Raw genomic sequence first — 18,541 nt, 5'->3', positions numbered from 1 at the left:
CTGTAAAAAACGACACATCAAAATTACGGCAATGGCAGTCAATAGCGGAGTTTTGCCACCAAATCAGCCCCAATCGGCAGACTCAATAGGTCTCGACGTGGAACCGGCCTTCCTTGACCATGCTTGCGTGCAGCGACGGCCAATCCATACCCGCAGCAACGCAGATGTCGCGCATTGCCTCCATCACACCGGCTTCCATTCCCTTAAGGCCACAGATATATATAAAGGTGTCGCCTTTCAGGAGTGCCGTGACCGCCTTGCCAGCCTCTCGAATCTTGTCCTGGACGTAGGCGCGCGGCTGGTTCTCGACGCGGGAGAACGCCAGATGCATGTCGATAAATGCCGGCGGCAGCCTTAGGAGCGGGCCGAAATAGGGTAATTCTTCCGGTTTGCGCGCGCCGAAAAACAGCATCAGCTTGCCATCCCCAGACCGCCCTTTGGCCGCCAGGCGTCGGCGGTGTTCGGTCATCGCACGCATCGGCGCGGATCCGGTGCCGGTACAGATCATCAGCAAATTGGCCGCAGGATGGTTGGGCATCAGATAGTTGGCGCCAAACGGGCCGGTTACCTGCACGCTGTCGCCTTTTTGCAGATCGCATAGATAGTTGGAACCGACGCCGCGCACCGGCCGACCCTCATGGTCTTCTACTACACGCTTCACGGTGAGCGACAAATTGTTGTAACCGTCGCGCTCGCCGTCACGCGGGCTGGCGACGGAGTACATGCGCAGATAATGCGGCTTGCCGCTGGCATCGGTACCGGGCGGAATGACGCCGATCGACTGTCCTTCGAGAATCGGAAAAAACTGGGTGCCGAGATCAAGCACGATATGATGAATGTCGCTTTGCGTATCCGGCGCGGTAAGCCGGTAATTACCCGCCACAGTCGCCATTACCGGATTTTTCAGCAAGTACAGATTGACATATGGGTGCGCGGCCGACCATGGCGCGATTGCTGAGGATGAGGACATCGCCGCATTTATCTGCATGCCCACCATTCCTTCGACCACCTCCTGCTGTGCGATAGTTATCTCCGCATCGTCCGGCATCTCCTGTTGGACAGGCAACTCATCCCACCCGAATTGTTCTTCGAGCGAATAGGCGGTATTTTTCGGCACTGTTCTCCAGTGATCGATCGACCCTGTCGGACAAGGCGAAATACAGGCCATGCAGCCGTTGCAGATATCGACATCCACCACATAATTGCGGCTGTCGTGGGTAATCGCATCGACTGGACAGGTTTCTTCGCAGGTATTGCAACGAATACACACCTCTGGATCAATCAGATGTTGCCGGATAAATACGATCGGTTCGGGAGCATTCATGGCGGATCTCTTCAAAAAAAGCGGTAAATAAAGAAATGGGATGGTTTTCTGACCGACCCATTTCATTTGCTGCTTAGTTAAACCGAACGTACTCGTAGTCGATCGGCTGGCGATTGATGCCGACTGGCGGCGGCGCAATCCAGTTGGCCATTTTTCCGGGCTCGATAACGCGCCCCATCAGCGACGCAACGTATGCACGGTCTTCTTCACTTGGCAACCAGTTGCGCACATTTGCTGCCCATTCGGTTTCCGAAATCAGCATGCCATCCGGCGAGATCTTAAATGCAGCCATCGGACCGATATGCCGATTGAACGCCTTGTGTGGCGTGACAAGACGGAAACTGAGTCCTGCTTTTTCAATTACACGATTCCAGCGTCCCACACCGGCCACCGAGTCGCGGATATAGTCGTCGCGCAGCAATTCGTTGAGTGAGTTCAACATCGGCACCTCGCGTTCGACCAACTTGCCGTTCGCTACTTCAAGGATGCGGTACTGGCTGTTCTTCAGTGAATGATCATCATCGCGCTTCATTTCTTCGTAACGGCCCTTCAAGCCGGCACTGTAGAACGCGGCAGCATTGGACGATTGATCCGCACCGAAAAGATCGATGGTGACGCTGAAGTGAAAATTCAGGTATCGCTGGATGGTAGGCAGATCAATGACGCCTTTCGCACGCACCTGCTCCGGATCCTCGATGCCAAACTCTTTCATTATTTGGCAAGTACGATTGATGATCCGCGAAATGCCCGATTCACCGACGAACATGTGATGGGCTTCTTCGGTTAGCATGAAACGACAAGTGCGTGACAGCGGATCAAAACCGGATTCAGCCAACGCATTCAACTGGAATTTGCCATCGCGGTCGGTAAAGTACGTAAACATATAAAACGCGAGCCAGTCCGGCGTCTCTTCATTGAACGCTTCGAGAATGCGCGGCTTGTCTGCGTCACCCGAATTGCGTTGCAATAGTGCTTCGGCTTCTTCGCGGCCGTCACGGCCGAAATGCTTGTGCAGCAGATAAACCATTGCCCACAGATGCCGGCCTTCCTCTACGTTGATCTGAAACAGATTGCGCAAATCGTAGTTCGACGGTGCCGTCAGGCCCAGGTGACGCTGCTGTTCTACTGATGCCGGTTCGGTATCGCCTTGGGTGACGATCATGCGGCGCAGGTTGGCGCGATGTTCGCCCGGCACTTCCTGCCACGCGTCCTGTCCCTTGCTCTCGCCGAAATTGACCTTGCGGCCCTCTTCGGCCTGCGCCAGGAAGATACCCCAACGATAGTCCGGCATTTTCACGTGACCAAAATTGGCCCAGCCTTCGGGAGTAACATTAATCGCGGTACGCAGATAAACGTCGTGGTTGCTTGAGCCGTCCGGGCCCATGTCGCGCCACCAGTTCAGGTAATTCGGCTGCCAGTGTTCCAGCGCGCGCTGCAGCGTCTTGTCTTCCGACAGATTGACGTTGTTTGGAATCTTTTCACTATAATCAATTGTGCTCACGGTAAATTCCTTTAACAGGGTTAATGCAAGAGTGGGTATCGTTGATGAAACTCGTTGATCAAACTTGCCAATCAATCTTTAAACGCGGTTCATATCGAATTGCGCCTTGTTGCCGCTGCCGTAAACCTTCAGCGCACCGAGTTCACCTACTGCGTTGGGGCGAACGAAAATCCAGTTCTGCCACGCAGTCAGGCGGCCGAAAATACGCGTTTCCATCGTCTCTTTGCCATTGAAGCGCAAATTGGCTTCCAGGCCCGTCAACGCATCTGGCGACATGCTGGCACGCTCCTCGAGGGCCATACGTGTTTCATCGGCCCAGTCCAGTTCATCCGGATCCGCAGTGATCATCCCCAGCGCAAGGGCCTGGCCAGCATCGAGTAATTGCCCCACCGTGTTGTGTACTGCGGCAATTTCAGTCTCGTCTTCATAGAAACGGCGCGCGATACGCGATTGCGCGGTAACCATCGGCAAGATGCCGAAATTGAGTTCGGATACCGCGATCCGCGGTGCCCGCTCCGGAGCATCGGGTAGCGCCAGCATGTAGCTGCGGTCTGCCGCCAACGCTATTTCCAGTAGCGAGCCGACAAAACAAGAACCCTCTTCGATCAGTGCAAACAGCGAGCGCGACGATACGTCGAGCCGCGCAAACGTGCGGCGCATGAAACCGATCGTCTCGCGCACCAGCCAGTGCGACTGGTGTGCCAGCAGTGTGGCATCGACATCCAGCACGGCTTGAGGATTGCCATGTGCCTTCAAGATCCAGGTGCCGATCTCAAGCTCATTGGTGCGCATGTGCAGAATGGCATCGTCAAGTTCCCGCGCCATCTGCAAAGGCCACCACTGCACACCTGCGGCTTCGATGCCGGCAATATCAGTTGGCTGCGAAACGCTTGGAGCCTTGACGGTCAACACGGCGTTGCGCGCAGAACGATCGATCGCGATGCTGACAAACTCGTAGTCAATGCTCGTGTCCGTTTGCTTGCGGTTGAGCGGTGTTAGCTTGACGCCTTTACCATCAACTGGCCGGTCGCTTTTTGCTGCCAGCGCCAACGCGCGTTCATGCACAACCTGTTGAAATTGCTGGGGCTTTGCCACTTCATCGACCAATTTCCAGTCTTTGGCCTTCTGACCGCGCACACCTTCTGATGTGGTGCAGAAAATGTCTGCGTGGTCATGCCGCACTTTGCGTTTATCAGTCAGACGCGTCAGTCCGCCAGTGCCAGGCAAAACGCCCAATAACGGCACTTCCGGCAAGCTCACGGCAGAAGAGCGATCATCCACCAGGATGATTTCATCACAGGCAGCAGCCAACTCATAACCACCGCCAGCGCAAGCCCCATTGACTGCCGCGATGAATTTCAAGCCGGAGTAGCGACTGGAATCTTCCAGGCCGTTACGGGTTTCATTGGTAAACTTACAGAAGTTCACTTTCCAGGCATGCGTCGATTTTCCGAGCATGAAAATATTCGCGCCGGAACAAAAAATGCGATCACGACTGCTGGTTAGTACTACCGTGCGCACTTCCGGATGTTCGAACCGGATACGCTGGACGGCATCATTTAGCTCAATATCGACACCAAGGTCATATGAATTCAGCTTCAGCTTGTAACCTTCTTTCAGCCCACCGTCTTCATTGACATTCATGGTCAAAGTGGCAATTGGGCCGTCACATGCAAGGGTCCAGTGTTTATAGGATGCAGGATTGGTTTCGTAATTAATTTGCGGCGAGGTATTCATGACGCTCCTTGGTAGCAAGATAGTACATCTGAGAATGTATAAGAGCACTATATTGCATGTTACCGTACTAGTAAAGCACTAAATTGCATTTATTTTCAACTGGAATGGCTAATTTTCAAACAGAAGGCAATCAAGCGGGCAATAAGAAGAGGCGTTTCTGCCCCGATGGCAGCGGCGTAACGGACAGGCGCGAGAACGCCCCGCCCGTGCCATCGTCATTGGCAAGAAGCATTTCGTGCAGGTATTGCCAGCGAGGGTAGTTCGAAGTTATCAGGCTTGCCACACAGCACATCGGCAGGCGGCAAGCGATAGCCGACTATGCGTCAGGCAAAAGATCTGTCTCGGACCGTGCCGCGCAAGCGGTCGGCCAGGGTCAGGAAGGCGGCTTCCAGCGCGATGTCACTGGTACTGAAGATTTCATCGGCCTTGGAATAGAAGGGCGCACGGCTTTCTAGAATTTGCTTCAAATCATCCATTGCTTCACGATTGCCGGACATCGGTCGTGCGTCACCTTGCGCCAATACCCGGCCCATATGTTCTTCAGGCGTTGCCTTCAGCCATACGGTATAGCAGTGCGACAGTAATAAATTGAAGGTGGCCGGATCCGAAACGATGCCCCCCGGTGTTGCGATGACCGCATTCGGGAAGCGTCGGATCACATCTTCCAGCGCCCGGAATTCGTAGCGGCGGTAAGCGTTCGGGCCATATAGGGCATGAATCTCGGCAACACTGCAACCGGCCAGCGTCTCAATCTCACGATTAAGCTCAACGAACGGCACCATCCAGTTATCCGCCAACATCTGCCCCAAGGTTGACTTGCCCGCGCCGCGCAAGCCGATCAACGCCACACGTTGCCGCCGCGCCGAGGCACTGGTAGGTGTTTCGAACACATTCGATAGCGCAGCGCGTGCCTGCACCATTTCCGCATCCGAACGGCCTCGCAGTATTTCGCGAATCATTAGCCACTCCGGCGAGGACGTGGTTTCATCGCCGATCATTTCTGCCAACGTGCAATTGAGCACCAGTATTAATTGACGTAGGAACTGAATCGACGCATTCCCCACGCCCGTTTCAACGTTCGCCAGGTGACGCTCAGACACATCAGCCATGCGCGCTAAAGCCTTACGTGTCAATCCGCGCCGTGAACGTAGCATCTTCATGCGCTCGCCAAGCGCAATCAAAAATGGATCTTTGGGTAATTCGGTTTGGTTTGCCATAAATAAAGTAGTCAAAAAAATTATGCGCTGATTGTGGCTTGATTGTGTACTGATATACCCATTTAACCACAGGCAACAGTATACAGCGACAGATGAAATATAGTTTCGCATACTCACTTGACACGAGCAATATAATGCATCTACACTAAAAACAAGATGCACTATAAATTCCACCCCCTGCTATTTTTGGAACTATAAGCGATAAACGCTCGTATTTGGAGAACTAAAATTGGATGCAAACACTTTTCAGTCCCTCATCAGTCGCTTGACCGGCGAAATTGCCGGTGTACCACTCGACTCCTCCCTTGAAGCCCATCTCAACGCAGACCATGGGCCGGGCAGTGACATGTTTGAAGCTATTTTCAATGCATGCCAAATTGGCATCAAGGAAGGCTTGATGTGCAATCGGGAAGGCGGCGGCATTCGCTATGGCCGCGTATTGAAAGCCACGGAAGCTACGCACGGATTCAGCGTAGATGTTGTCGACATGAAAAATGTGGCCGGCCCTCACCATATTCATCCGAACGGCGAAATCGATTTGATCATGCCGTTGACAGGAGGGGCGCGCTTTGACGCCAATCCGGCAGGCTGGTGTGTGTACGAACCAGGCAGCGCTCATCGACCGACAGTTACCGAGGGGCGGGCACTGGTGCTGTATCTATTACCGCAAGGGGCAATCGAATTCACCTCGGCCGTACCGTAACACCCATGCCCGCCTCACGGTTCCGACTTCATCATATTTAACGGACTTCATATGAGTGATTATCTCCGCAATTTCCTAGCCAACGACTGGCAGCCCGAGTCAGGCCGTGTCACTAATCTGCTGGACCCGATCACCGGTGAGTCGATTGCCCGCGTCGGCGGCCCTGCCGACAATCTGGACGTCGGCTTTACTTTCGCCCGCACGCGCGGCGCGTCCGCATTACAGGCGATGACCTACGGCCAGCGCGCCGCCATGCTGGGCGACATATCGAAGGTGCTGCAAAGCAACCGTGACGCCTATTACGATATTTCGCTGACTAACTCGGGCACGACCAAAGCTGATTCGGCCGTTGATATCGAAGGTGCCACGTTTACACTTGGCTATTACGCAAAGATCGGTGCCGCATTGGGTGATGCGAAGACGCTGCTCGACGGTAGCGCAGCGGTCCTGTCGAAAGACCTGCTGTTCCAGTCGCAACACATCCTGTCCCCGATACGTGGCGTTGCGCTGTTTATCAATGCCTTCAATTTTCCAGCCTGGGGCCTGTGGGAGAAAGCTGCCCCTGCCCTCCTTTCGGGCGTGCCGGTCATCATCAAGCCGGCCACGGCAACCGCATGGTTGACGCATCGCATGGTGGCCGACGTGATCGCATCCGGCATTCTGCCGGCCGGCGCGCTATCGATCGTGTGCGGCAGTTCGGCCGGCCTGCTCGACGCATTGCAGCCATTTGATGTCGTGTCATTTACCGGTTCGGCTGATACCGCCGCCATCATCCGCTCGCATCCGGCGATCGCCCGCCATTCAGTCCGCGCCAACATCGAGGCAGACAGCCTGAATTCGTCCATGCTCGGCGTCGATTCCGCGCCTGGCACCGCCGCATTTGATTTGTACGTCAATGAACTGGTGCGCGAAATGACTACCAAGAGCGGCCAGCGCTGCACCGCCATTCGCCGCGCGCTGGTTCCTGCCAACTATTTTGATGCGGTGGCCGAAGCGGTTGCCGCCAAGCTGGCAGCCGTCAGCGTGGGCAATCCGCGTAATGCCGACGTGCGCATGGGATCGCTGGTCAGCCGCGAGCAGTTTGATAGCGTGCAGGCGGGCATCGCCAGGCTGGCAAGCGAAGCCACCGTTCTATACGACGGCAGTACGCAAGCGCTGATCGATGCCGACCCCGCGATCGCCGCATGTGCTACACCCACTTTGCTAGGTGTGCGCGATGCGGATCATGCCGCGCTGGTACATGACCATGAAGTATTCGGACCTGTGTCGACCTTGCTGAGCTACCGCGATACCGAGCATGCGCTGTCGCTGGCCCATCGCGGCCTGGGATCGCTGGTCGCCTCCGTGTTCAGTGCGGATAGCGCATGGATGGCCCAGGTGGGACGTGAACTGGCTGGCACACATGGTCGCGTTCACATGGTGAGTCCCGATGTCGGAAAAACCCAGACCGGTCACGGCAATGTGATGCCCGCATCGATCCACGGCGGACCAGGTCGCGCCGGTGGCGGCGAGGAACTAGGCGGTTTGCGCGCACTTGGCTTTTACCACCGTCGCACAGCGCTACAGGGATCGTCTGTCACGTTACAACACCTGGCGCCTACGGCAGCAGACTGGAACATTTGAGGAACAACACTCGCAACATATTCGACAGTGTTGAGATCGAATTTTCGAGACATTAACGAATGCAGACGATCTGCATCAATGATGACATTTGAGCGCCCGTTAAGATGCGCAACATTAGGAGATAACGTGCCGGATTTATCCACTGCTGACCATAGTGTCAGCCCGCCAGTCATCGATATTCCGCGTTGCTACAACGCAGCACATGACCTGATCGAGCGCAATCTGCAGGCAGGCCGGAAAGACAAGCCTGCGTTCATTGACGACACTGGCGTATACACCTACGCTGAAGTTGCGCATAGAACCTCTGCGTTCGCGAATGTTCTGAGTCAATTGGGGGTTGTGGCCGAGCATCGCATTCTTCTGTGCATCCACGACACGATCGATTTTCCGACGGCATTTCTTGGTGCAATCAAGGCTGGCGTCGTGCCAATTGCGGTCAATACCCTGCTAACCCAGAGTGACTATGAATATATGCTGACCGACAGTGCGGCAAAAATTGCTGTAATTTCGGCTGCATTGGAGCCCCTGTTTCAGCCACTGCTTGGCAAGGTGCCGACCCTGGAGCATATCCTCGTAGCCGGCAGCAGCGAGGCCCCGGATGGACTCACCTCCTTGTTGAACCAGGCCAGCGGCGACTTTGAAGTCGTATCCACATCGCGCGACGCGCCCTGCTTCTGGTTGTATTCGTCAGGCTCGACTGGTGCACCCAAAGGCACGGTGCACGTCCATTCCAGCCTGATCCAGACTGCAGAACTGTATGCACGTCCGATCCTCGGCATAAACGAAAATGACGTCATCTTCTCAGCCGCCAAGCTATTCTTTGCCTACGGTCTCGGTAACGGCCTGACATTTCCAATGGCGGTTGGCGCCACGGCGATACTCATGGCCGAACGCCCGACACCCACATCAGTCCTGGCGCGACTGCTCAAGCATCAAACTAGCATCTTCTGCGGCGTGCCTACCCTCTATGCCTCCATACTAGCCAATCCGGATCTGCCTGCGCGTGATGAATTCAAGCTGCGCCGTTGCATCTCGGCCGGCGAAGCACTTCCCGAAGAAATAGGCAAACGCTGGTCCCGACACTTCGGTGTTGATATCCTCGACGGTATCGGCTCCACCGAAATGCTCCATATCTTTCTTTCCAACTGCGTAGGAGAAGTCCATTACGGTACCACTGGCAAGCCGGTTCCCGGCTATCTCGTACGATTGGTCGATGACGAAGACAAACCGGTGTTGCGCGGCCAAACGGGTGAACTGCATATTTCCGGCCCTACCAGCGCCACCCTTTACTGGAACAATCGTGAGAAGTCTCGCGGCACCTTTCTCGGCGGCTGGACTCGCAGCGGCGACAAATACCATGAAGACGAGAATGGGTACTTCATCTATGCCGGTCGCAGCGATGACATGCTCAAGGTCAGCGGCATTTACGTCTCGCCGATTGAAGTCGAATCAGCGCTGATTAATCACCCCGCCGTTCTCGAAGCGGCCGTAGTAGGCAAGGAAGACGACGACAAACTCATCAAGCCGATCGCCTATATCGTGCTAAAGCCGGGCATTCATCCTTCGCCTGAACTGGAGTCTGAACTAAAAGCGCATGTAAAGAGTTGCCTGGCACCCTATAAATACCCGCGCTGGATGAAATTCGTCGACGAACTTCCAAAGACTGCGACCGGCAAGATACAGCGTTTCAAGTTGCGCACCCGAACCGACGGTTGAAAAACGCACGACCGATGAAATAGAAAAATCATCAATACCGCCTTCGCCGCAAATCGCGAGAGTGCCTGGCAGTAATGCATAGAGCGTAGAAAGGAACTATCGGTAATGCGTTCAGATATCCACAATAGCAGCGTCCAATTTGCCGATATTCAATGGCGAAACAGCCAGCTCAGACTGGAGTATCAATGGGTCGGTGCAAAACGTTCCGAGCACCCGGTGATCGTGTTTCTGCATGAGGGTCTCGGTTCGATCGCGCTTTGGAAAGATTTTCCCGAGACCTTTTGCCAGACTTACGGCTTTACGGGACTGGTGTTCTCACGCTACGGCTACGGCCACTCCACGCCAAGGCCGGCAGAAGAACGCTGGCCGGTCAGCTTCATGCATGAGCAAGCACATCAAGTTCTGCCTGCCCTTTTCTCGCACCTTGGAATCACGCGTCCCTGGCTGTTCGGTCACAGCGATGGCGCTTCGATCGCCCTGCTGCATGCATCGCGTTTTTCGCAAAAACTCAGCGGAATTGTCGTCGCCGCCCCCCATATCTTTGTCGAAGACATCACCATCGACAGCATACGTGCCGCGCGTGAAATTTATCTGAAGCAGGATTTACGCAGCAAGCTTGGTCGCTATCATGCCGATGTCGATTCTGCGTTCTGGGGCTGGAACGATATCTGGCTCGACCCCGCATTCCGTGCATGGAATATCGAGCAGGAACTGACAACCATCAACTGTCCGATTCTGGCGATTCAGGGCGAAGATGACGAATACGGCACCCTCGAACAAATCTACGGAATTCAACGAAAAATTCCTGCCGCACAGATCGTCGTACTGTCGCAATGCGGCCACTCACCGCATCGTGATCAATCAGAAGCGCTCACTCAAGAAGTTGCTCATTTCATTACCCGCAGAATTTAAAAAACCACAACAGCAGGAGACAAAATGCAAACCAATTTCCCCCTCACCCGACTCGCTGTCGCCGTCACCGCGGCAACAGTATTTCTTGCCGGCCACGTTAATGCGCAAACGGCGCCAGTCAAGGTCGGCCTGATGCTGCCAGCGACAGGCACCTATGCCAGTCTCGGCACGATGATCGAAAACGGTTTTAAGCTGTATGTCTCGGAACAGGGCGGCAAGCTAGCTGGACGGGAAATACAATATTTCAAGGTCGATGATGAATCCGACCCATCAAAAGCGAGCGATAATGTTAACAAGTTAATCAAGCGGGACCAGGTCGATGTGCTGGTCGGCACAGTCCATTCAGGTGTTGCACTTGGCATGGCCAAAGTTGCCAAGGAAACCGGTACGTTGTTGATTGTTCCCAATGCTGGCGCAAATGCGATCACCGGTGCAATGTGCGCGAAAAACATTTTCCGTAGTTCGTTTTCCAGCTGGCAGTCCGGTTTTGCAATGGGCAAGGTTGCCGCGGAGCGCGGGCACAAAAAGATAGTGACGATTACTTGGAACTACGCCTTCGGCAATGAGTCGGTACAAGCCTTCGTCGAGGGATTCGAGAAGGCAGGCGGCAAAGTGACGCAAAACATGACGCTACCGTTTCCGAATGTCGAATTCCAGGCATTGCTGACACAAATTGCAGCGCAGAAGCCGGATGCAGTCTATGCCTTTTTTGCCGGTGGAGGTGCAGTGAAGTTCGTCAAGGACTATGCGGCAGCCGGCTTGAACAAAACTATTCCGTTGTACGGCCCCGGCTTCCTGACGGACGGTACACTGGAGGCGCAAGGCGACGCAGCCCAGGGAATGTTTACCACCCTGCACTACGCCGACAATTTGAATACGCCGCGCGACAACGCATTTCGTCTCAGCTTTGCCAAAGCCTATAAGGTGAATGCCGATGTGTATGCAGTACAGGGCTACGACGCCGCGCAAATGCTGGCGGCAGGTCTGAAAGCGGCGAGCGGTGACATCAAGAATAAGGACAAAGTCATCGCCGGCATGGAGGCAGCGCAGATCGATAGCCCGCGCGGAAAATTTACTTTGTCAGCCGCGCATAATCCGGTTCAGGACATTTATCTGCGTCAGGTAAAAGCCAATAACAACGAGCTCAGGGGTGTTGCCATCAAAGCACTGGCCGATCCGGCCAAGGGCTGCCGATTGTAGTGTTTTGGCAGCATGGGCATGGGTGGCAGCCTAGCAGTTGCCGCTCATGCCCATAGCGCACTCGCGTACTGGCGTTCGCATCGCTCCTTTTGCTACCTGGAACCACCATGGATATCTCTACGTTTCTGGCGCAGTGTTTGAACGCTGTGCAATATGGCTTGCTGCTTTTTCTGGTGGCAAGTGGCCTGACCCTGATTTTCGGCATCATGGGTGTAATCAATCTGGCGCATGGCAGCTTCTACATGATTGGCGCGTACCTGGCGTTTGGATTGGCGCCTTTTTTTGGTGATCAGTTTTTACTGCAACTGCTGGCGGGGATTCTGCTGGCCGCCGTGTTCGGGTTCATTCTGGAATGGCTGTTTTTCAGTTACCTGTATCAGCGCAATCACCTGCAGCAGGTGTTGATGACCTATTCGCTGATTCTGGTATTCGAGGAGGCGCGCAGCCTGCTGGTCGGCAACGAAGTGCATGGCGTCAAAGCACCAGAGTGGTTATCCGGCAGCGTCCAGCTTGGCGACTTGATGAGCTACCCGGTATACAGCCTGTTCGCTTCAGCCGCCTGCCTGATGGTTGCGATCGGCCTGTATTTTGTCGTCAACCGCACACGGCTAGGCATGATGGTACGGGCCGGCGCCAGTAACCGTGACATGGTGCGCGGTCTCGGGATCAATATCAAGTTGTTATACCGCATTGTGTTTGCGGCCGGCGTAGCGCTCGCTGCGTTGGCCGGCATGATTGCCGCTCCCATGTCTTCCGTTTATCCCGGTATGGGAGGGCAAGTCCTGATTATCTGTTTCGTCGTTGTCGTGATCGGCGGCATCGGCTCTATTTCGGGGGCCTTGATTGCGTCATTGCTGGTGGGCTTTGTCGACACATTCGGCAAAGTATTTTTTGCTCAGCTCAGCGGTCTCAGCGTGTACGTGCTGATGGCATTGATTCTGATATGGCGTCCAGAAGGACTGAAAAGCAAAGGATATTGAATCATGACCATATCACCTCTACCAAAACCAGTCATCCTGGGTCCTCACAGAATCACTAGTCACTGGTTGTTACCGGTAATTACGGCGGTCGTACTCGCCGCACTGCCGATGTTTTTGTCGTCTTATCTGCAAGACCTGGTGCTGAAGATCGTGATTTACGCAATTTTCGCGCTAAGCTTGGAATTGTTGGTCGGCACCACCGGCCTGATCAGCCTTGGGCATGCCGCGTTCTTTGGCACTGCCGCTTACATCACCGTACTGGCATCGTCCGATTCTTCGGCATCCTCGATCGCCTGGTTGTTACCACTGACGATGCTCGGTGCCGGATGTTATGCACTCTTCGTCGGCGTACTCAGTCTGCGTACCAAGGGCGTGTACTTCATCATGGTGACGCTGGCGTTTGCGCAAATGGCTTATTTCATATTTCACGACACCGCCATCGGCGGCGGTAGCGATGGCATATTCCTGAATTTCCGGCCAACTTTAAGCGTTGGCGATTTCACTCTGCTTGATCTTGAAAAGCCGCGTCATATGTATTTTCTCGCCGTCGGCGGCCTGGCGGCAACCTATGCGTTGCTAGTGATGATACAGCGCTCCCGTTTCGGTCACGCACTCGCTGGCATCCGAACCAATGAGCAGCGCATGCGTGCGGCCGGTTACGCTACATATGGCTACAAACTGGCCGCATTTGTCATCGCCGCGATGCTGGCAGGTCTGGCCGGATTTTTGATCGCCGCAAAAAATGGCGCTGTCAATCCTGAGCTGTTGTCGTGGCATGAATCCGGCGCGGTACTTCTGATGATTATTCTGGGTGGCTTAGGCAGCTTGCGCGGCGCGATCCTTGGTGCCGCGGCATTTATCTTGCTGAAGGAATTTTATTCATCCGAAGCAATCTTTGGCCAAATGGCGCATAGCTGGCAGATGACGCTGGGATTGACGATGATATTTTTTGTCGCCACCTTACCAAACGGTTTGATCGGTTTGAGCCGGCGCAGAAATTTACCCTCCTCGATCGGGCATTCTTCCACCGCCGCCCCTAAACTGGAGTCTGGTAATGGACAATAATCCACCTATCTCGCGTCCGCTGTTACAAGCAGAATCACTGTCGCGTCGTTTTGGCGGTCTCGTGGCGGTCAATAACGTATCGATCGATCTACATATCGGCCAATTGCATGCCGTAATCGGCACTAATGGCGCCGGTAAGTCTACGCTGATCAACATGTTGTCTGGTGAAACAGGCGTATCAGGCGGCACGATCCGGCTTGACGGTATCGACACGACCAGGTGGCCGCAAGCCCGGCGCGCCCGCGCCGGTATCGGCCGCAGCTATCAACGTACCACGATATTTCCAACCTTTACCGTACTTGAAAACTGCCGTTTGACCGCACAGGCCGCAGCACAATATCCGTGGCGATTGTGGCAAGCGGCAGGTGCATGCACGCACAGCATGAGCGCCGCGCGCGAGGTACTGGAGGTTGCTGGTTTGAGCAGCGCCGCCGAAAAAATCGCTGGCAGCATGAGCCACGGCCAAAAGCGCCAACTTGAGATCGCCATGTGTCTCGCAACACGGCCACGTGTATTGCTGCTGGACGAGCCGTTGGCCGGCATGGGTGCCGAGGAAAGCGAACGCATGCTATCGATGCTGGAACGGGTCAAACAAACGCACGCGGTATTGCTCGTCGAGCACGATATGGATGCCGTGTTCCGCGTCGCCGACAAAATTACCGTGATGGTCAATGGTCAAGTCATCGCCAGCGATTTGCCGGAGAGGATCCGCAACAATCACGATGTGCAGGTGGCCTACCTAGGCGAATCCCCTATAACCTGAGACGACCTATGCTCCAGATCAAATCAATTAACACCTACTACGGTGACAGCCATATTTTGCAAGGTGTCGATTTACATATACCGGTCGGCAAGGCAGTAGGTTTGCTAGGCCGCAACGGCATGGGTAAAACCACCTTGATCCGCACGCTGATGGGTTACGTGCCTACAGCATCCGGTCAAGTGGATTGGCATCGGCGTAATGTGACCGGATCGACACCAGAGCGAATGGCGCGTTTAGGCATCGGCTATGTACCCGAAGGGCGCGGCATATTTCCGAATCTTTCGGTGCGTGAAAACCTGATCATGAGTGCCCGTCCTGGCGTCAACGGTCGGCAAGACTGGACTTACGACCGTGTACTGTCAACCTTCCCGCGTCTGAAGGAACGGCTTGAGCACGGTGGGCAACAATTGTCAGGTGGCGAGCAACAGATGGTGGCTATCGGTCGCGCTTTGATGACAAACCCAGAACTAATGATTCTTGATGAAGCGACCGAAGGTCTAGCACCTTTGATAGTCCAGGAAATATGGCGTGTCATTGGTGAAATTCGTAGAACCGGAATCAGTACGCTGATAGTGGACAGAAATTACAAAGCTGTATTAAACAACACCGATTCGGCGGTAGTCATGGAAAAAGGGCGAATAGTGATGGCTGGTGAATCGTCCGAGTTAGCACATTCATCTGACGCACTCAAAAGATTTCTGGGAGTTTAATAAAAATAAGGAGGCAGAGTTTGAATCATTGAATTTTGTAAAAAGCAGGAAATAAAAAAATCGTTTTGAAACATGGAGGAGACAAGTTCATGAAAAAATTAATATGTGGTGCAGCAGCAGTTTCAACAATGCTTTGCTCGACGGCAGTGCTAGCGCAATCGCAAGTAACAGTATATGGGATCATCGATACCGGCGTTGCATACGTAACCCACGCCAACGCGGCTGGCGACTCGGTAGTCAAGATGCCGTCGCTGACCGGATCGCTGCCATCTCGAATCGGCTTCAAAGGCAGCGAGGATCTGGGCGGCGGTTTGCAGGCATTGTTCGTTTTGGAAAGCGGTTTCACACCGGACGCTGGCGGCATGGGGCAAGGTAATCGCCTGTTCGGACGCCAATCGTATGTAGGGCTGAAGAGTTCTTATGGCACCTTCACGTTGGGACGTATTCTCAACATGACTTATCTCTCGGTGCTTAAAGCAGACGTGGTGGGGCCAAATATTTTTTCCATTAACAGCTTGGATCTTTATTTGCCTAATGCCCGTAGCGACAATGCAATCGGTTACCTCGGCACATTCTCGAATTTTACGGTTGGCGCAACCTATAGCTTTGGACGCGACGCCTCTGCTGCCGGCGGCCCGTCAGCCACGGGCTGCCCTGGCGAAATCGCTGGAAATTCGAAAGCTTGTCGTCAGATGACCGGCCTGCTTGCGTATGACACCACATCGTTCGGTATAACAACCGCCTACGATATTCTTTATGGCGGCCCTGGTGCCGCTGCAGGTCTGACCAGCAGCAGCTTCAGCGATCAGCGTATTTCGCTGAATGGGTATTTCATGCTGGGCCAGACAAAGATCGGCGCCGGCCTGGTTGATCGCAAGATAAAAACTGCAAGCGACACGCATTCCGATCTGTATTTCCTCGGTGCCAGCTATCCGTTTTCCGCTAGTTTGGTGCTGGATGCCCAGATTTCGCGCCTGAGTGTCAAAGATACTAACAAAGTCTCAACCCTGGCGGTGGCACGCGTAACTTATAGCCTGTCGAAACGCACAGCGTTGTATACCTCGTTTGGCTATATTCGGAATGCAGGTTCGGCCGCGATCCCGCTAGATGCAGGCGGTACCGTTGGCGTCGGATTGAATCAGGTTGGCGTCATGACCGGCGTTCGCCACGCGTTCTAAGAACGCATAAGGTCAGAGCGTTTTGGTCTGGGCCTGTCTCTCCGGATATTTGAATCCGGAGAGACGAATCAAAAGATCTACCCGCGGTGGCATGCAGTTAGTCAAAGTCGCAGCACCGGCGATCCCTGCGAGCTTTTCAGCATGACCGGTAAAAACTCTTTTTCCATCTGGAGGCTGGTAACGCGGCTGGCTTGTTCGCCTATATTCTCGGTGCGGCCAATACCGTGTCGGATGCACCGCTTACCGTGTACAGCAATCGAGCGTCGCCCGACTTTCAGTTCTTCGTCCACCAGGGCAAAGCGAGTCTGAAGGATGCCAATCAGCCACGGTCACATCGGATGGTCTTTGGTGTTTCCAAGCAGTGGCCACCACTACGCAGATGCATCAACGCATCGTCACCGGGGTGGGGTACCGGACCGCCAAAGCGCCAGAACTTCGTTGAATCAATACCTTGCCGGGTAATCTCAAAACAGCTCTGAGTGGGATTTATCATGCTTTCGATTTTGAAAAATGCGGGTAACGTTGTCCGGCCGAATTTCAATACCGTTTCAATGCTGTATCGCGGCAGCGCCAGCGAGCCGTAATCTATCAAGACAAGAGGAGCGTCATGTTTTCAAAAGCATTCTTTATCGCGTTGTTCAGCCTCTCCGCCAGTGTCGCGGCAGGCGCGGATGACATTGTTATTACGCAGGTCGCATCTGCGACCCATCCTGTCTCACGAGAAAATGCCAAGGGTGCGGCCGTCGGATTTGAAGCTTTCTTCGCCAGGATCAATGCCAGTGGCGGCGTCAATGGACGCAAGGTTGTCTTGGATGTCCGCGACGACCACTTCATTCCTCCGCAAACCGTCAGTCTGGTTAAAGAGACGATCAGCGGATCGAAATCGTTGGCACTGTTCGCGACTGTCGGTACCGCCAACCTCGCGGAGCTGATCAAAAGCGGTACGCTGACCGCCAACGACATGGCCCTGGTCGGGCCGATCAGCGGCTTGCCGGTGTTGCTGGGAGCGCCCAATGTGTTCCCGGTGCGTGCCAGCTACATCGACGAGTTGCGGCAGATCGTCAAGCACTCGCGCACCATCCTTCGCAAACGAGCGGTCTTTCTGCACCTTGATACGCCGCTTGCCGCGGACCTCACCAAAGAGCTGGCGATCGGCATGGAGGAAGACGGCAGGCAACTACTCGACAGTATCGCCATCGCTCCGGTGTCCGACACCGGGCAAATGAAACAAAACGTACTCAAGGCTGTAGGCAAGGCACTCATCAGTTCACCCGACATGTGCGTCGTATTCGGCCCCGGTAGCATCGGACCGGCCGTTATCGATGCCATGCGTGAGAAGATCGGCCAGCGCGTGACGATTTACTTGATGTCGAGCAGCAGCGCGGACGATATCATCCGGATGTCGGGTGTCCAAAATGCCAATGGTGTCATCATTTCGCAGGCCTTGCCGCTGCCGACTGACGCCGGCAACCGTAGCGTACGACAATATCTAGCCGACATGAAGAGGTACGCACCGAAGGAACAGGTATCCCATCTGACACTGGAGGGCTATCTCGGCGCGCGCATTCTTTACGAAGGCATTAAGAGGGCGAGTTCCAACCTGACCCGTACGTCTCTCCTCGCCAGCCTCAATTCGCTCGGCAAGTTCGACATTGGCGATTTTGAAGTGAATTACAGCGCAAACGGCAAACACGGCAGCACTCTGGTCGATATGACTCTCATCAATAAATCCGGTTATCTCGTCCACTGATCCAGTGTGCCGCAGCTCATGGATGCCGCCTGCGATTTGTATTGCCTTGGTTGGCTATATCTGGACGGCACTTTCGCCATCAGTGAGCAGAGCGGCAATCCTGCAAAAAGCGCTTCGGATACAGGACCTGTCCCATTGGGGCTCCGTTTCCCTCCTGCGACA

General features: G+C 54.5%; 15 protein-coding genes. 11 read left to right on the top strand and 4 right to left on the bottom strand.

Annotation, left to right across the window (positions count from 1 at the left end; translation table 11 throughout):
• Positions 1 to 82 precede the first annotated feature (82 nt).
• From boxA to BM029_RS10520, 4 genes are all read right to left on the bottom strand, one after another.
• Positions 83 to 1,324, bottom strand: coding sequence for a benzoyl-CoA 2,3-epoxidase subunit BoxA (gene boxA, locus BM029_RS10535; protein ID WP_092435718.1), 1,242 nt, complete (start codon positions 1,322 to 1,324; stop codon positions 83 to 85).
• A gap of 73 nt (positions 1,325 to 1,397) precedes the next feature.
• Entirely contained in the window at positions 1,398 to 2,825 is a 1,428-nt protein-coding gene (gene boxB, locus BM029_RS10530) for a benzoyl-CoA 2,3-epoxidase subunit BoxB (RefSeq protein WP_092435715.1), read from the bottom strand.
• Between the two features lie 78 nt (positions 2,826 to 2,903).
• The gene (gene boxC, locus BM029_RS10525; protein ID WP_092435712.1) at positions 2,904 to 4,562 is read right to left on the bottom strand and encodes a 2,3-epoxybenzoyl-CoA dihydrolase; all 1,659 of its coding nucleotides are present in this window, start codon (positions 4,560 to 4,562) and stop codon (positions 2,904 to 2,906) included.
• Positions 4,563 to 4,885: 323 nt separating this feature from the next.
• Positions 4,886 to 5,779 (bottom strand): helix-turn-helix transcriptional regulator, encoded by an 894-nt coding sequence (locus BM029_RS10520; protein WP_092435709.1) that lies wholly within the window; start codon positions 5,777 to 5,779, stop codon positions 4,886 to 4,888.
• 229 nt (positions 5,780 to 6,008) lie between these two features.
• Between BM029_RS10520 and BM029_RS10515 the strand changes: the two genes are divergently transcribed.
• The 11 genes from BM029_RS10515 (at position 6,009) to BM029_RS10465 (ending at position 18,379) form a co-directional block, all read left to right on the top strand.
• Complete coding sequence (locus BM029_RS10515) at positions 6,009 to 6,482, top strand: DUF4863 family protein (RefSeq protein WP_092435706.1); 474 nt, start codon at positions 6,009 to 6,011, stop codon at positions 6,480 to 6,482.
• Positions 6,483 to 6,533: 51 nt separating this feature from the next.
• Positions 6,534 to 8,105 (top strand): 3,4-dehydroadipyl-CoA semialdehyde dehydrogenase, encoded by a 1,572-nt coding sequence (locus BM029_RS10510; RefSeq protein WP_092435703.1) that lies wholly within the window; start codon positions 6,534 to 6,536, stop codon positions 8,103 to 8,105.
• Positions 8,106 to 8,231: 126 nt separating this feature from the next.
• Positions 8,232 to 9,821: a benzoate-CoA ligase family protein gene (locus BM029_RS10505; protein WP_092435700.1), complete on the top strand. Its 1,590-nt coding sequence runs from the start codon at positions 8,232 to 8,234 to the stop codon at positions 9,819 to 9,821.
• 105 nt (positions 9,822 to 9,926) lie between these two features.
• Positions 9,927 to 10,733, top strand: coding sequence for an alpha/beta fold hydrolase (locus BM029_RS10500; protein ID WP_092435698.1), 807 nt, complete (start codon positions 9,927 to 9,929; stop codon positions 10,731 to 10,733).
• A 24-nt stretch (positions 10,734 to 10,757) separates the two neighbouring features.
• On the top strand, positions 10,758 to 11,933 hold the full coding sequence (locus BM029_RS10495; RefSeq protein ID WP_092435695.1) for an ABC transporter substrate-binding protein: 1,176 nt from the start codon (positions 10,758 to 10,760) through the stop codon (positions 11,931 to 11,933).
• A 107-nt stretch (positions 11,934 to 12,040) separates the two neighbouring features.
• Complete coding sequence (locus BM029_RS10490; protein WP_092435693.1) at positions 12,041 to 12,913, top strand: branched-chain amino acid ABC transporter permease; 873 nt, start codon at positions 12,041 to 12,043, stop codon at positions 12,911 to 12,913.
• A gap of 3 nt (positions 12,914 to 12,916) precedes the next feature.
• Positions 12,917 to 13,978, top strand: a complete 1,062-nt coding sequence (locus BM029_RS10485; RefSeq protein ID WP_092435691.1) for a branched-chain amino acid ABC transporter permease — start codon at positions 12,917 to 12,919, stop codon at positions 13,976 to 13,978.
• Entirely contained in the window at positions 13,968 to 14,741 is a 774-nt protein-coding gene (locus tag BM029_RS10480; RefSeq protein ID WP_092435688.1) for an ABC transporter ATP-binding protein, read from the top strand. The genes BM029_RS10485 and BM029_RS10480 overlap by 11 nt, the downstream gene beginning before the upstream one ends.
• An 8-nt stretch (positions 14,742 to 14,749) precedes the next feature.
• Complete coding sequence (locus BM029_RS10475) at positions 14,750 to 15,451, top strand: ABC transporter ATP-binding protein (RefSeq protein ID WP_092435685.1); 702 nt, start codon at positions 14,750 to 14,752, stop codon at positions 15,449 to 15,451.
• Positions 15,452 to 15,540: 89 nt separating this feature from the next.
• On the top strand, positions 15,541 to 16,629 hold the full coding sequence (locus BM029_RS10470; RefSeq protein WP_092435682.1) for a porin: 1,089 nt from the start codon (positions 15,541 to 15,543) through the stop codon (positions 16,627 to 16,629).
• A 607-nt stretch (positions 16,630 to 17,236) separates the two neighbouring features.
• The gene (locus BM029_RS10465; protein WP_092435679.1) at positions 17,237 to 18,379 is read left to right on the top strand and encodes an ABC transporter substrate-binding protein; all 1,143 of its coding nucleotides are present in this window, start codon (positions 17,237 to 17,239) and stop codon (positions 18,377 to 18,379) included.
• Positions 18,380 to 18,541: the final 162 nt, after the last annotated feature.

It is taken from the genome of Collimonas sp. OK607 (assembly GCF_900111995.1).
Classification (GTDB): domain Bacteria; phylum Pseudomonadota; class Gammaproteobacteria; order Burkholderiales; family Burkholderiaceae_D; genus Collimonas.
Note: the sequence above shows the minus strand (reverse complement) of the source record. Positions and strands in the feature narration are given on the sequence as shown.

Excerpts from the sequence above, each read along its gene's own strand:
- BM029_RS10475 (WP_092435685.1), top strand. The coding sequence starts at position 14,750 with ATGCTCCAGATCAAATCAATTAACACCTACTACGGTGACAGCCATATT.
- BM029_RS10495 (WP_092435695.1), top strand. The coding sequence starts at position 10,758 with ATGCAAACCAATTTCCCCCTCACCCGACTCGCTGTCGCCGTCACCGCG.
- BM029_RS10480 (WP_092435688.1), top strand. The coding sequence starts at position 13,968 with ATGGACAATAATCCACCTATCTCGCGTCCGCTGTTACAAGCAGAATCA.
- BM029_RS10520 (WP_092435709.1), bottom strand. The coding sequence starts at position 5,779 with ATGGCAAACCAAACCGAATTACCCAAAGATCCATTTTTGATTGCGCTT.
- boxC (WP_092435712.1), bottom strand. The coding sequence starts at position 4,562 with ATGAATACCTCGCCGCAAATTAATTACGAAACCAATCCTGCATCCTAT.
- BM029_RS10470 (WP_092435682.1), top strand. The coding sequence starts at position 15,541 with ATGAAAAAATTAATATGTGGTGCAGCAGCAGTTTCAACAATGCTTTGC.
- BM029_RS10490 (WP_092435693.1), top strand. The coding sequence starts at position 12,041 with ATGGATATCTCTACGTTTCTGGCGCAGTGTTTGAACGCTGTGCAATAT.
- boxA (WP_092435718.1), bottom strand. The coding sequence starts at position 1,324 with ATGAATGCTCCCGAACCGATCGTATTTATCCGGCAACATCTGATTGAT.
- BM029_RS10465 (WP_092435679.1), top strand. The coding sequence starts at position 17,237 with ATGTTTTCAAAAGCATTCTTTATCGCGTTGTTCAGCCTCTCCGCCAGT.
- BM029_RS10485 (WP_092435691.1), top strand. The coding sequence starts at position 12,917 with ATGACCATATCACCTCTACCAAAACCAGTCATCCTGGGTCCTCACAGA.
- BM029_RS10510 (WP_092435703.1), top strand. The coding sequence starts at position 6,534 with ATGAGTGATTATCTCCGCAATTTCCTAGCCAACGACTGGCAGCCCGAG.
- BM029_RS10500 (WP_092435698.1), top strand. The coding sequence starts at position 9,927 with ATGCGTTCAGATATCCACAATAGCAGCGTCCAATTTGCCGATATTCAA.